Origin of the sequence: Subtercola sp. RTI3 (assembly GCF_035018625.1) — a bacterium.
GTDB lineage: Bacteria > Actinomycetota > Actinomycetes > Actinomycetales > Microbacteriaceae > Subtercola > Subtercola vilae.
Genome location: NZ_JASJXO010000051.1, coordinates 1 through 14176, shown reverse-complemented (window position 1 = coordinate 14176; position 14176 = coordinate 1). Strand labels below are relative to the sequence as shown.

The window sequence follows — 14176 nt, the reverse complement described above, 5'->3', positions numbered from 1 at the left end:
CCATTTCTCACCCTCGTATCTAGAACCCCTACCTCCGCCCCTCCACCGCCACTGCCCGCCCGCGCAACTGCACGAACATCCGCTCGCCCGTCTCGGGCCGCAACTGCACCTCGTGTTGAACGAACAGCAGCTCGCCCCCCTCGAGCCGAACCTGTGTGCGCCGCAACGAGCCGAGAAAGCTCGACGCGACGACGGTTGCCGGGATGCCGGTGGGAGCGAACGAGATGTCTTCTGGCCGAATGAAAGCGGTGACCAGCCCCTCAGCCGGGCCCGTGCCGAGCAGCGGGAGCGCCGCGTTCAACACACGCACGGTTGACCCGACGAGTTCGGCGTCGATGGCGTTGCTCAGGCCGATGAACGTAGCCACGAACGACGTCGCGGGCTTGGTGTAGAGGTCTTCGGGCGTACCGATCTGCTCGATGTTTCCCTCGCGCATCACCGCGACGCGGTCGGCGACGGCAAGCGCCTCTTCCTGATCGTGCGTCACGAACAGCGTCGTGATTCCGAGGTCGGTCTGAATGCGCCGAATCTCGTCGCGCAACTGCACCCGCACCTTGGCATCGAGCGCCGAGAGCGGCTCGTCGAGCAGCAGCACGCGCGGCCGGGTCACGAGGGCTCGCGCGAGTGCCACCCGTTGTTGCTGCCCACCCGACAGTTGGTGCGCGTACCGACCCCCGAAACTGGCGAGCCCCACCATGTCGAGGGATTCGGATGCCCTGCGGCGCCGGCTCGCCGCATCCACTCGCCGCATCCGCAGCCCGAATTCCACGTTCTGCAGAACCGTCATGTGCGGAAACAGTGAGTACGCCTGGAACACCATGCCGATGTCGCGTTTGTTCACTGGCGTGTTGACGACATCGGTGTCGTCGATGCGGATCTGACCCTCTGTGACCGATTCGAGCCCTGAGAGCGCACGCAGCACCGTGGTCTTGCCGCATCCCGACGGGCCGAGAAGTGCGACGAATTCACCGGGAGCCATCGACAGATTGACGCCATTCAGCGCGCGCTGGTTGGCGTAGTACTTGACCACATTGCGCAGCTCGACGCTGGCTCCGTCGACGGGCGTCGGCACTGAAGCCCGAGTGGTGGCGGGTGATTCCTTGGTTTTCATGCTGACCTCCGATTGCGGCCCAGGCTTCCGAGCCGACCGATGATGAGAAGCAGTACGAACGCGAAGACCAGCGCGAAGACTGCGAAGATGACGGCCACATACGGGTCGGTGTGTTGCACGAGTACGAGTGCCGTCTGAAAGGTGTTCTGACTGAGAAAGGAGGCAATCGTGTACTCACCAAGCACCACAGCGATCGTGATGAAGCATGACGACAGGATGCCCGACCGCAGGTTCGGCAGAATGACCCGCCCGAGTACCTGCCCCCAGCCCGCCCCGAGCGAGCGCGCCGCCTCGGTGAGGGTGACGATCTCGATCGCAGCGATGTTGGCTGCGATCGGCCGGTACGCGTACGGGAGCACGATGATTCCCACGGCAAATGAGAGGGTCCAGGGGTTGCTGCCGAACATCCGGGCGACCACCGAGTACACCGGGATGAACCCGACCACCAGCACGATCGACGGAATGGTGATGGGAATAATGCAGATGAACTCAAGCACACTGCGAAGTCGCGGGTATTTCAGTTCGACGAGGATCATGGTCGGCAGCAGTAGCACGAGAACGATCAGTACCGTGACGACACAGATGCCGATTGAGTTCGTGATGCCTTGGAACAGCACATCGTACGTTCCCGCACGCCCCGCCGTGAAGATGGCTGCGTAGTGCGAGAAGTCGTACCCGCCCGTCTGTCCGGCGCGCAGTGAGAATTCGATCATCGCAAGAATGGGAATGACGAAGAGGGCCGCAGCGACTCCCAGAATGATCCACCGCGTCACGCGGCGGGGTTCCGCAGAGAACGACGCGGCGCTCATCGGCGCCACCTCGATGCGCGCCGCTGCAGAGCCGTATAGACCGACATCAAGACAATCATCACCACAACCATTCCGAGAGCGAGTACGCCGGCCACGTTCGCAACTCCGACGATCGTCTCGCTCGTGAGTTGCTGGCGAATGGCAAGCGGAATGATGCCGCCCTGCGAGATCAGCGCCGCCGCCGTGGCGTAGGAGGAGAACGAGTTGGCGAACAGCAGAATCAGGCTGCCGAAGAAGGCGGGAGCCAGAATCGGCATGCCGATGCGGGTCCAGTACGTGAACCGGGTGCCGCCGAGGGTGGCGTTCGCCTCTGCCCACGTCGACTTCAGGCCCTCCATGGCGGGCATGAAGGTGAGCACCATCAGGGGCACCTGAAAGTAGAGGTACGGGATGACCAGCCCAGGTACCTGGTAGAGAAGCGGGCCGCTCCCGTTGAAGCTGTTGAAGACGTTCGTGGTGAGCCCGAGCGATATGAGCCACTTCGTGAGCACACCCTGCGCGCCGATGGTGGCGATGAAGGCGAAAGCCAGCATGACTCCGCCGAACTGGGCGAGCACGCTGCTTGCTGAGTCGACGGTTGACCGTAGAGCCCTGTCGGCTTTGGTGCCCAGCAGAGCGAAGCAGATGAGGGCTCCGAACACGGCTCCGAGAATGGATGTCACCGCCGAGATCCAGAGCGACGACCAGAAGTTGTTGAGAATCGCCGGGTTGGTGTACGCCGAGAAGTTCGACAAGGTGAACGCGCCGTCGGCGTCGAAAAACCCGCTCGCCACGGCGAGCACGGCGGGAATCGCCAGAAAGAGAACGACGTAGGCGCCGAATGGCACCAACCCCAGCCAGGTGAGACCGCGGCGCCGAGGGGTTGCCTCAGCGCCGCGAGTCGTTTCGGCTGGCGTTACGGGTGCAACGACAGTCGAGGTCATCGTTCCACTAACCGATCGCCGCAGCCCAGTTGGTCTTCAGGAGACCTGCAGCCGCGGTGGCCTGCGTCGCGGTGAGCTGAACGAAGCTCGCCGGAGGAGCCCCGACGGCAGCGAGAGCGGCAGTGTCGACCGTCTTGGCGGTCTGCATCGCGGTCAGCGTCGAGGGGAAGGCGCCAGCGGCGAGGTACAGGTTCTGAACCTCGGGGCTGTAGATGTACTCTTCCCAGAGCCGGGCGGCTGCGGGGTGCGGTGCGTCGGCGCTGATGGCCTGGTTGTAGTAGCTCCCGAGCGCCGAGCCGGGCAAGATCACTGTCTTGTAGTCGGGGTTGCCGGTCGAACCGCCAGCGGAACCCCAGGCGAGGTTGTTGTAGCTCCACTGCAGCACAACAGGGGTCTCGCCCGAGGCGACGGTTGCCTGCGTCGGGGTGACGGCGAGAAAGTTTCCGGCACCCTTCAGGCTTTTGAAGAAGTCGATGCCGGGCTGAATGTTGTCAGCGGTGCCACCGTTCTGCAGAGCCGCGAGGTACACAGCGCTGGCCGCTTCGTTGGCCTGGGTGGGGTCGCCCTTGATCGCGACCTTGCCGTTGTAAGCCGAACCGAGCAGGTCTTTGATCGAGGTGGGGGCCGTGGTGATGACCTTTGAGTCGTAGCCCACCGACATGAGGCCGGTGTAGTCGTAGTACCACTTGCCTGAGGCGTCTTTGTAGTCAGCCGGAATGTCGGCCCAGTTGGCGACCTTGTAGGGTGCGACAAGGTCGAGGTTCTGCTGCAGCACTGCGGTACCGATGTCGAATACGTCGGGTGCCGTCGACTGGCCCTTCTGGGCCTTTGCTGCTGAGACCTCGTCGGCGCTGGAGCCGTCGGGGTTCGCCGAGTTGATCTTGATGTTCGGGTACTTCGCCTGGAAGCCGGCGATGATCTTCCCGTAGTTGGCCCATGACGGCGGAAGCGTGATCACGTTGAGCGCGCCTTCGGCATTTGCGGCGGTCACAAGGGCGTCCATTCCGCCCACGTCTGCGGCACTGGTTGCCGTCTTCGCGCTCGTTTCTGACGTGCCCGACGGTGTGCTCGATCCCGCGCAAGCGGTGAGTGCGAGTGCGGTTGCGGCAACAAGGGCCGCCCCCGCGATGAAACGTTTGCTGTTCACTGTGTCCTCCTGGTCGACCGCACGGCCGTTCGCTCTAGGGCAAGCAAACAATTCTCAGGCGCCGGGTCGATCATCTGATGCTGCTCTCTGGCGGTGTCGCGCAGGCTCTGTAGAGATGAACGCTTGGCAAAGCTCCGCAGACCACTCGTTCCTGACCGTCTCGAGGGTGTACGTTTCCTCAGACTCACGACTGAAGGGCCCCCGCATGCCACCCGCACAGAGCGAAAGCGACACGAATACCGGGCTTCTGAGGCGCGACTGGTCTGACCGACGGGCTCCGGATGATCGCGCCCTCCTCGAGCGCGACTCGGCTGTCTACCTTCACCAGGCGGTCTCGACGCCCTGCCTCACGAGCATCGCCGGGGCCGAGGGGGTCCACCTCATCGCGACCGACGGGCGGCGCTACCTCGACTTCCATGGCAACTCGGCCCACCAGATCGGGTACGGGCATCCGCGTCTTGTCAGCGCGCTCACGAAGCAGCTCGTCGACCTGCCGTTCGTCCCGCGTCGGTTCACCAGCCCCGTGAGCACCGCGTTCGCCGAGAAACTCGTCGAGGTGACGCCCGAGCCCCTCACCCGTGTGCTTCTGACGACCGGCGGCTCTGACGCCGTCGAAGTCGCCCTGAAACTCGCGCGCGCCAAGACCGGTCGCTTCAAGACACTGTCGTTCTGGGAGTCGTTTCACGGGGCAGGTTTCGGCGCTGCGAGCGTCGGCGGCGAGCAGCTGTTTCGCTCCGGGCCCATCGGGCCACTGCTGTCGGGCACCGAACACGTGCCGCCGATCGGCTGTTTTCGTGCTGCCTTCGGCGCCTCGCACCGTTTCGACGAGCCCCACACCCCCGACTGCGGCCGGGAGCTCGCACGCCTCATCGACTACACCCTGAGGGTGCAGGGCGATGTCGCGGCGGTCATCGCCGAACCGATGCGTGCGACACCCGAGATGGCGGCACCGGGTTTCTGGGCATCCATTCGCCGCAGTTGCGACGAGACAGGTACGGTACTGATCTTCGACGAGATTCCCACCGGCCTCGGCCGAACGGGGCGCATGTTCGCTTCAGAGCACGAGGCAGTGGTGCCCGACATTCTGGTGCTCGGTAAGGGGCTCGGCGGAGCGGCGATGCCGGTCGCTGCCGTCGTGGCGCGCGAAGAATTCGACGTGGGCGAGAGCTGGGCCTTCGGCCACTACACACACGAGAAGAACCCTCTGATGGCACGGGCCGGCCTCACCACGCTGCAGATCATCGAAGACGAAGGCCTCGTCGAGCGGTCGGCGCGGCTCGGTGAGCACGCGCTTGAACGCGCCCGCGGTCTCGCCGCGACCTACGATGTCATCGGCGACGTACGCGGGCGCGGACTGATGCTCGCCCTCGAGATCGTCGACCCCAGCGACCCGAGCGCGCCAGCCGGCCCCAGCGGCCCCAGCGCCCCTGCCAGCCCCAGCGGCCCCAGCGACTCCGCCGGCCCCAGCGGCCCCAGCGATTTTGGCAACAGGCCGAGACCAGCCCCAGCCGTCGCCGAAGCCGTGATGTACGCCGCCCTCGAGCGCGGCCTCAGCTTCAAGACCACGATGGGGTCGATTCTCACGCTGGCGCCGCCCCTCATCATCACCCTCGATCAGCTCGATGAGGCCTTCGACGTTCTCGACGCGAGCTTCGAAGAAGTGCTGGGCTGAGCCGGGCCGCTCCTCAGCCCGGTCGTCTCACAAAGTCCGTCTCACACGAGGTCGTCGAGCGTGCGCACGGCGACGCCGAACGAAATGGTCATGCCCACGCCCGACGTGATCGACACCGCCGTGACGTTCGGGGCCACTTCGACCGCCAGATACGGCTGGCGGCTGCTCGAGGCATACACGCCCTGCCACCGTTCGACGACCCGAACCTCATCGACCCCCAGCACCTCGCCCACCGAGCGCAGCAGCAGCTCAGAGGTCGCCTCGGTCGTGAACGCGTCGAGGGTCTGGTCGTACACGTGGCTGTCGCCCGCGATGATCGAGCCATCCGGGCGCTGGGTGAACATCACATTCGCACCGATCGACACCAGGTCGCCGTGCTCGCTGAGCATGGTCGAGCGCAACTCGCCCGCTGCCGCCGTCTCGGAGAAGGCCGGGTAACGCAGCATCGACGTTCCGGTCAGCACGGCCGGAGAGATTCGCCGGCCGCCGGGCGCCTCGATGAGCGCCATCTGCAGCCCGCACCGCTCGATCGCGAATTCGGCGGCGACGTCGGGGTAGAGGTAGTCGAGGTTGTGTCCTGCGCACACGATTGTGCGGGCCGCGCGAACGGCGCCCCGGGAGGTGCGTACGAGCCGGTCGTCGCCGTCGCCTGAACTCCCGAGGTACGAGGTGCGCCACCACACTGTGACGCCGGGCTGCGCGCCCAGCCAGCCGGCCAGGGTGCCCACAGCCTCGCGCGGATCGACACGCACGTCGTCCCGCAGCAGTGCTCCGCCCAGAATCCGCGGCCCGCCCGATGGCGCGTCGCCATCATCTCGGCTCAGAAGCTGCAGGGCTCCGGATGCTCCGACAAGCTCTACCTCGCCCCGCTCGCGTGACGCGCTGAGCTCATCGAGCACCGCAAGCTCCTCGCCGCTGCGGGCCACCGCCAGGGCTCCCGACGTCGTCGACCAGAATCCTGCCACCTCGCTGAAGTGCAGCCACCGCTCGCGCGCAACGTGGGCCAACTCGAGCAGGTCGCCCGACTGCGCCGTAATGCAGCAGTGCCCGAAATTCTGCACAGACGCTCCCACCGCCCGGCTGTCGCGATCGATGATGAGTACTGTCAGCCCGCGCCGCTGCGCTTCGGCCGCATGGGCGAGCCCCACGATTCCGGCACCGACAATGAGAACGTCGCACTCGGCGATCGCAGAAACAGTGGTCACGGTAACCGAGACTGCGCGGTGCCGAAACTGAAGTCAAGCCGAACCGGGGGCAGCGGGCATCCGGCCACCCGGCGTTCACGACCCGTTCAGACGAAGCTGCTGAAATGGGCGCGCGCGGGCCGACCGGTCTTCGCTGAAGGGCAGTGCCACAGCATGATCGAACTCGTCGCATTCGACATGGCCGGAACCACCATCGACGACCATGGGCTCGTCTACGTTGCGCTCGCCGATGCCGTCGTCGAGACCGGCGCGTCGCTCGCCGACGACGATCTGCAGAACTGGATGGGAACCGACAAGGTCGCGGCGATCACTGCTCTGATGCGGCTCGGCGGTGTCGAGCCCGAAGCGCCGCGGGTCGCGGCAGCGTTCGACCGTTTCAAGCAGATTCTCGGGGACTCCTACCGCGCACACCCGCCGGTCGGGCTGCCTGGCGTCGAAGAGCTGTTTCGCCAGCTCGCTGCCAGGGGTGTCGCGGTGGCGCTGACCACGGGTTTCTCCGACGAAGTCGCTGGCCCCCTGCTGGAATCACTCGGGTGGAGCGCCGGCTCCGGATGCTCGCACCTCCTCGATGCGGTCGTGACGACGTCTCACGTGGTCCGCGGTCGCCCTGCGCCGTACCTGATCCATCACGCCATGGAGAGGGTTGGCGCGGCCGACGTTTCCACCGTGCTCGCGGTCGGCGATACGGTCGTCGACCTCCTCGCGGCTCATCACGCCGGCGTGCGGGGCATAGGAGTGCTCACCGGAGGCCTCACGCGGGCCGAGCTCGCCGAGCATCCGCACCACGCCATTCTCGACAGTGCCGCCGACCTGCTCACCCTCTCCGCCCTCTTCTAACCCACCCACCCACCGGCTGTCCTTCCTCGCTCTCGCCCCTCGCCTCTCGCACCCGCCCCGCCCCCGAAAAGGTGCGGGTTTCGTACGCCTGCGTGCCCGAGAACCGAGTAAAACCCGTACCTCAACTCCGGGGGTGTGGTGAGGCGGGAAGAGAAACCTCGGGTTCGGGGGAGTTCGCAGAGTGGCGGGTGCCGACGTGCCCCAGCACCGCCCCCCCCACCGTGATCAGCGCCGACAGCGACACCCCCCAGCCCAGACCCAGCCGCAGCAGCAGCGCTCCCACCGCAGCTCCCGCCGCGATCAACACGATTGCCGATCCCCGCCGAATCCACGGCTGCCCCTTGCCGCCCGCCAGCCGCGAATCGGCCGCAAACCCGGTGATCGTCGACGTCACCACCACCGTCGTCACGTCTTTCACCGCAATGTGCCGCGCCGTTCCCGCCTGAATCCCCATCGCCAGCGCAAGGAAGAGCGTGACGACGTACTCCTGCGGCTTGGGGGGCGTGCCGCCGAAAACCATCAGCGTCACCGCCAGCGCCACCATGAGCACCGCAACCGCGGTCAGCAGCGACGTGCTCCGATGCGTCCACCCCTTCGTGATCGGCCGCAGAACCCGGCCGGCGATGACCGCGCCGAGCATGAAGGAGAGCAGCGCGATGATGGGCCCAATGATGGGCAGGCCATCCCCGCCGGCCAGCGCCATTCCGAGAATCACCACGTTGCCGGTCATGTTCCCGGTGAACACCCGGTCGAGCCCGAGGTACCCGACGGCATCGACGACCCCAGTGGAGAAGGTCAGGGCGAGCATCAGAGCGAGATGCAGATCGTCGGGGTTGTTGCCGAGGCGTCGAAGCACGGGAATTCCTATCGAGGGAGGGCTCCCAGCGGCGACGGGAGTCGGCGGCTGCCGGTACTCTCGAAACGTCGACGGAAGGCGTATCTGACCATGATCCTTGACCCACTCCAGCCCGGGAGCGGTGCGATTCGCTCACAACACTATCTGCCTGCGACCGGCCGCAATGTTCTGTGGGGGCGCCTCCCGTGCGCCGCCGACAGCGCCGTTCTTGACATCGATTCGGGCGACGAGGTGACCATCGACACCCTCAGCCACGAGGGCATCCTCGAAGACCAGGGCCGCGACCCGCGCCGATTCTTCAAGGCGAACGGCGTCGACGCGCATTTTGTACTCGACGACGCCATTGCCATCGCGGCCTCCGACTACCCCCGCGACCGGGCAGTCGACGGCCCGCACGTGGTCACCGGCCCCATCCGCATCCGCGGCGCGAAGCCCGGCGACCTGCTCAAGATGACCCTCATCGCAGCGCTTCCGCGCGTGCCCTACGGCGTCATCTCGAACCGCCACAGCCGGGGAGCGCTGCCCGGCGAGTTCCCCCAGGGCCTCGAGTCGGTGAGTGTCTACTCCGAGGTCGATCTCGACCCTGACGGCCGCCAGGTGGGCACGCTGCCCGTCGTCGCGGGCGGCCCCCCAATAGTGCGCTTCCCGCTTGCACCGTTCCTCGGCATCATGGGCGTCGCCGTCTCGGGCGACACCCGCCCGCACTCGGTTCCGCCCGGCTCCCACGGCGGCAACATCGACATCAACCTGCTGACGGCCGGCAACTCGCTCTACATCCCCGTGCAGGTCGACGGCGCCCTCGCCTACGTCGGTGACCCGCATTTCGCCCAGGGCGACGGCGAGGTTGCCCTCACCGCCATGGAAGCCTCGTTGCGCGTCACGGTTCGATTCGAACTCGTCAGCCAACCGGATGCCCTGCAGCAGTTCGGGCACCTCATCGGGCCGCTCGCCGAAACATCCGAGTTCCTCGTGCCCACCGGCATGAGCGTCGATCTCGACGAGGCCGTTCAGCACTGCGTGCGGGCAGCCATCGGGCTCCTCAGTGCTCGCTACCAAATGGATCCGCATCTCGCCTACGCCTACCTCAGCGCTGCCACCGACTTCAACATCTCGCAGGTCGTCGACATCGTGAAGGGTGTGCACGCGCGCATCCGGGTCAGCGACTTCGCCGGCCTCGACCTGCCCGCACAACGCGCCCGCTAAGAACAGCACGCCTGCCACAGTCGACCCACCCACCCGTAACCCATCTGAAACTTATGTTGCATATACTGAGATGGTGAAACAGTCGACTCAGGCCATCAATCCTCCCGCGCGTCTCCTGATGGGCCCCGGCCCCATCAACGCCGACCCGCGAGTGCTGCGCGCCATGTCGGCTCAACTGCTGGGCCAGTACGACCCCGCCATGACCTCGTACATGACCGAGACCATGGGGTTCTACCGCGACGTGTTCAAGACCTCGAACGAGCAGACCCTGCTCATCGACGGAACCTCCCGCGCCGGCATCGAGGCCGCCCTCGTGAGCATGATCGAGCCGGGCGACCGCGTTCTCGTGCCCATCTTCGGCCGGTTCGGGCACCTGCTGCGGGAGATCGCCGAGCGCTGCGGCGCCGAGGTGCACGTCATCGAGCGCGAGTGGGGCACCGTCTTCACCCCCGAGGAGATCGAACGGGCCATCCGCACCACCCGCCCGAAGATCCTCGCCGTCGTGCACGGCGACACCTCCACCACCATGGCCCAGCCGCTCGACGAGCTCGGCGCCATCTGCAACGAATACGACGTCATCTTCTACACCGACGTCACAGCATCCCTCGCCGGCAACACCTTCGAAGCCGATGCGTGGGGCCTCGACGCGGTCACCGCCGGCCTTCAGAAGTGCCTGGCCGGCCCCTCCGGTTCGGCGCCCGCCACGTTCTCGCCTCGCGCGGTCGACCTCATCAACTCGCGCAAGAGCATCGAAGCGGGCATCCGGTCGGCCGACGACGAAGTCACGTCGAGCCCCATTCGCTCGAACTACTTCGACCTCGCCATGATCTTCGACTACTGGGGCCCCAAACGCCTCAATCACCACACCGAGGCCACGACCATGCTCTACGGCGCACGCGAATGCGCGAGGCTGTTGGTCGACGAGGGCATCGACAGTGCTGTCGAACGGCACCGGATGCACGGCGGCGCCATGCACGAAGGCCTGCGCGGCCTCGGCCTCAGCGTCTTCGGCGACGAATCGCACCGCATGAACAACGTCACCGCGGTGTACATCCCCGAAACGGTCTCGGGCGACGCCGTTCGCGCTGAGCTGCTCGACGACTTCGGCATCGAGATCGGAACCAGTTTCGGCCCCCTGCACGGCAAAGTCTGGCGCATCGGAACCATGGGCTACAACGCTCGCAAAGACACCGTGCTCACCACCCTGTCGGCGCTCGAGCAGGTGTTGCGGCGTGCCGGCGCGGCGCCGACCGCAGGCGGGGGAGTGGGCGCTGCCTACGACTTCTACGCCGACGAGGCGCGCGATGCGGCCGCTGCCGACGCTGAGGCCGAGGCTGACCTCGACGCGGCTGGCGCAGCGCTTGCGGCGGGCGTGCCCGCGTGACAGCTGTTACTGCCGCTGCTGCCGCTGCCGGCGCGAACCACGACGCGTCTCCCGCCGTCATCGACCGCACTGGCGCGCTGTCGATCCTGGCCCGCTGCGACGAGCTTGCCGCCTACTCGACCCTGCCGAACGGCTTGATTCGGCGCGTCTACCTCACCGACGAGCATCGCGCAGTGAACGCGCTCGCCGCAGGCTGGATGCGTGAGGCCGGCATGACCACCTGGCAAGACCCGGCAGGCAACCAGTGTGGTCGCCTCGAAGGCCGCACACCCGGCCTGCCCGCCCTCCTGCTCGGCTCGCACCTCGACACCGTGCCCTCGGCCGGGCGGTATGACGGAATCCTCGGCGTTCTCACCGCCATCGCCGTCGTCGACCGCATCAATACCCTCGGCATCGACCTGCCGTTCGCCCTCGAGGTGGTCGCGTTCGGCGACGAGGAGGGCACCCGGTTCGGCCGGGCCCTGCTCGGCAGCCGCGCCCTCGCCGGAACCTTCGACCCTGCCTGGCTCGACCTCACCGACGACGATGGCATCACCCTTCGCGACGCCTATAGCGCCTTCGGCCTCGACCCCGACGCCCTCGCGCCGGCGACCGACTCTGCGCTCTTCCGCGGCGCCGCTGCCCGCCGCCCCGAAGACCTCGTCGGCTACCTCGAAGCCCACATCGAGCAGGGCCCGTACCTCGAAGAGGCAGGCCAGCCGCTCGGTATCGTCTCCTCCATCGCCGGAGCCCGCCGATTCGCCATCACCGTCACCGGTGTCGCCGGACACTCCGGCACCCCCTTCGATCGCCGCCACGACGCCCTCGCCGGCGCCGCCGAAATCGTCACCCTCATCGAGCGCACCGCCCGCGACGCTGGCCTCATCGCCACCGTCGGCCACCTCGAGGTCTTCCCGAATGCCGTGAACGTCATCCCCGGCCGCGTCGACCTGAGCCTCGACCTGCGTGCCGCATCCGACTCCGATCGCGACCGTGTCTGGACTGAGATCGACGCCGCGATGACCGCCCTCTGCAGTGCCCGCGGCCTCACCGTCTCCGTCACCCAGACCCACAACGCTCCCGCCGTCGCCTGCGCACCGCACCTGCGCGCCGCTGTCGCCGCCGGCATCCGCGCCGCAACCGCTTCGCCCGCCGAGCCACTCCTGCTCCTCAGCCGTGCCGGCCACGACGGGATGGCCGTGGCCGACGTCACCGACATCGCGATGCTCTTCATCCGGTGCCGCGGCGGCGTCAGCCACCACCCCGACGAACACGTCACCCCCGCCGACGTCGCCGTCGCCACCGATGCTTTCGAAGCGGCCATCCTCTCCTTGGTCACAGCAGCCTCCTGATGCCCACCACCCGCTCTGCGCGACGGCTCTCGTCGACTGCATCCGCGACAACGACTCCACCCGCGCCCCCGACGACCCGAGCCGCGCGGCAGCGACGGCAGCGACGGCCGCACCCATGAGCACCGCACCCATAGGCGAGCGCATCGACGAGGCGTACGTCGACCTCTCGCCCCAAGAGCAGCGCGCGGCCGACTTCATCCTCGCCCACCTCGCCGACCTCGCTGTCTACAACGCCACCGAACTCGCGCGCCTCAGCGGCGTCTCAAAGGCCACTGTCAGCCGCCTCTTTCGCCGCCTCGGGTTCTCCGACGCCAAGGAGGTTCGTGCCCACGCTCGTATTCTCCGCGCCGAAGGAGTTCCGCTCGGCGGAGCCTCAGCCGCCCTCACCGCTCACCTCGCCCAAGAGCAGTCGAACATCCACCATGCCTTCTCGTCCGCTAACGTCGAGCAACTCACCCGCGCCGCAGCGCTCATCGCCGCCGCCCGCCGCGTCGTCGTCATCGGACTCCGCAACTCCTACCCCGTCGCCCTCCACCTTCGCCAGCAACTCCTGCAGGGCCTCGCCGACGTGCGCCTCGCGCCCCAACCCGGCCAGTCGATCGGCGAGGAACTCGCGGGCCTCGGCCCCACCGATGTAGCCATCGTCATCGGATTCCGCCGCCGCCCCGACGGTTTCGCCCGGATTCTCGATGCCGCACACTCCGCCCCCGTGCCCATCGTGCTGCTCGCCGATCCCTCCGCTCGCCGCTTCTCCGACCGCGCTTCCGCCTGGCTCGAGTGCCCCGTCGACTCCGTCTCGGCCCTCGACAGTTACGCGGCCGCCAACAGCCTCGTCTCCGTGCTGGCCAGCCAGACCCTCGCCGTGGCCGCCCGCACCTCCCGAACTCGCATTGCCTCCATCAACCGCCTCTACTCCGACCTGCACGAGCTCGAGTCGCCCTCAGGCTGATCGCCGCCCGCCCGCGCTACCGTTCTGGCGACGCCGGCCGGCTGTCGACGTCTTCGCCGCTCCCGAGGTCGCCGCACTCGACCGAGACAACCCCGTTCGCCCGCAGATACGCATTCGCACCGGTGTCACCGCGCACCTGCTCTGCGATCGACGACCAGTGCGCTCTGCCGATGAACACCGGATGCCCGGGCCGCCCCCCATACACAGCCCTCACCAGTTGCGCCTCGACCTGCCCCGGGTTGCCCCCACTCAGCGACACGGCCCGCGCAGCCACCCGCGCGACGGCGTCACTCCCCAGATCGGGCAGATCGACCAACGTCACGACCACCCCCCTCACGATCACGCCCGTCATCGAGCCATGGCCCTCGACGAACGCAGACAGCCCCTCCCGTAGCGACGCCGACATGCCGTCAGCCCAGAGCTCTGCACAACGCACCACCACTCGCTCGTCTCCGGCGAATGCGTCGCGAACAACGCGCTCGACCGCATCGCCAGAAGCCCCTGTCACCACGACCACGGGTGAGCATCCGGCCGCCAGCAGCACCCGCACTCCGCGAACAACCCACGTCTCGTCGTCGCGGTCGCCGTTTTCGATGCCGCTCAGGGCCCCGGTGCCCGCGCGGCCCGGCTCGCCCCGTATCAGCGCTTTAGGCTGCCCCATTCGCCGGCCCGCCCCCGCCGCAACCAGCAGGCCACCGATCTGCTGCGCGTCCATCCGCCTATCGTAGGCCTGTCTCTTATACACATCT

13 protein-coding genes are annotated in these 14176 nt (G+C 67.2%); 6 read left to right on the top strand and 7 right to left on the bottom strand.

The genetic code is table 11. The features are described from left to right. Positions 1–28: 28 nt before the first annotated feature. The 4 genes from QN358_RS15345 to QN358_RS15330 are packed head-to-tail and all read right to left on the bottom strand — an operon-like array spanning position 29 to position 3990. Positions 29–1111: an ABC transporter ATP-binding protein gene (locus QN358_RS15345; RefSeq protein ID WP_136643395.1), complete on the bottom strand. Its 1083-nt coding sequence runs from the start codon at positions 1109–1111 to the stop codon at positions 29–31. Continuing rightward, a complete protein-coding gene (locus tag QN358_RS15340; RefSeq protein WP_136643394.1) occupies positions 1108–1920 on the bottom strand; it encodes an ABC transporter permease in 813 nt (270 codons plus the stop codon). The genes QN358_RS15345 and QN358_RS15340 overlap by 4 nt, the downstream gene beginning before the upstream one ends. Further along, complete coding sequence (locus tag QN358_RS15335) at positions 1917–2843, bottom strand: ABC transporter permease (RefSeq protein ID WP_136643393.1); 927 nt, start codon at positions 2841–2843, stop codon at positions 1917–1919. Before QN358_RS15335 ends, QN358_RS15340 begins: the two co-directional genes overlap by 4 nt. Before the next feature lie 7 nt (positions 2844–2850). Continuing rightward, on the bottom strand, positions 2851–3990 hold the full coding sequence (locus tag QN358_RS15330; protein WP_136643392.1) for an ABC transporter substrate-binding protein: 1140 nt from the start codon (positions 3988–3990) through the stop codon (positions 2851–2853). 205 nt (positions 3991–4195) lie between these two features. Between QN358_RS15330 and QN358_RS15325 the strand changes: the two genes are divergently transcribed. Then, complete coding sequence (locus QN358_RS15325) at positions 4196–5662, top strand: aspartate aminotransferase family protein (RefSeq protein ID WP_323512879.1); 1467 nt, start codon at positions 4196–4198, stop codon at positions 5660–5662. A gap of 41 nt (positions 5663–5703) precedes the next feature. Here QN358_RS15325 and QN358_RS15320 read toward each other — a convergent pair whose 3' ends face one another. Next, the gene (locus QN358_RS15320) at positions 5704–6867 is read right to left on the bottom strand and encodes a TIGR03364 family FAD-dependent oxidoreductase (RefSeq protein ID WP_136643390.1); all 1164 of its coding nucleotides are present in this window, start codon (positions 6865–6867) and stop codon (positions 5704–5706) included. Between the two features lie 153 nt (positions 6868–7020). On the opposite strand from QN358_RS15320, the gene QN358_RS15315 reads away from it, so the two are divergent. Then, positions 7021–7704, top strand: coding sequence for a phosphonatase-like hydrolase (locus QN358_RS15315; protein ID WP_323512878.1), 684 nt, complete (start codon positions 7021–7023; stop codon positions 7702–7704). Between the two features lie 121 nt (positions 7705–7825). Here the strand turns inward: QN358_RS15315 and QN358_RS15310 are convergent, their stop codons facing one another. Next, positions 7826–8560 (bottom strand): YoaK family protein, encoded by a 735-nt coding sequence (locus tag QN358_RS15310; RefSeq protein WP_323512877.1) that lies wholly within the window; start codon positions 8558–8560, stop codon positions 7826–7828. A gap of 90 nt (positions 8561–8650) precedes the next feature. Between QN358_RS15310 and QN358_RS15305 the strand changes: the two genes are divergently transcribed. The 4 genes from QN358_RS15305 to QN358_RS15290 all read left to right on the top strand — a co-directional run bounded on the left by QN358_RS15305 (position 8651) and on the right by QN358_RS15290 (position 13427). Further along, positions 8651–9763 carry an acetamidase/formamidase family protein gene (locus tag QN358_RS15305; RefSeq protein WP_323512876.1) on the top strand — a complete coding sequence of 371 codons (1113 nt, stop codon included), beginning with the start codon at positions 8651–8653 and terminating at the stop codon, positions 9761–9763. Positions 9764–9836: 73 nt separating this feature from the next. Further along, positions 9837–11147: an alanine--glyoxylate aminotransferase family protein gene (locus QN358_RS15300; protein ID WP_323512875.1), complete on the top strand. Its 1311-nt coding sequence runs from the start codon at positions 9837–9839 to the stop codon at positions 11145–11147. Then, on the top strand, positions 11144–12478 hold the full coding sequence (locus QN358_RS15295) for an allantoate amidohydrolase (RefSeq protein WP_323512873.1): 1335 nt from the start codon (positions 11144–11146) through the stop codon (positions 12476–12478). Before QN358_RS15300 ends, QN358_RS15295 begins: the two co-directional genes overlap by 4 nt. Continuing rightward, positions 12432–13427 (top strand): MurR/RpiR family transcriptional regulator, encoded by a 996-nt coding sequence (locus QN358_RS15290; protein WP_323512872.1) that lies wholly within the window; start codon positions 12432–12434, stop codon positions 13425–13427. The genes QN358_RS15295 and QN358_RS15290 overlap by 47 nt, the downstream gene beginning before the upstream one ends. A 16-nt stretch (positions 13428–13443) precedes the next feature. Here QN358_RS15290 and QN358_RS15285 read toward each other — a convergent pair. Then, the coding region (locus tag QN358_RS15285; protein ID WP_323512871.1) for a nucleotidyltransferase family protein at positions 13444–14176 on the bottom strand (733 nt) is incomplete at its 5' end.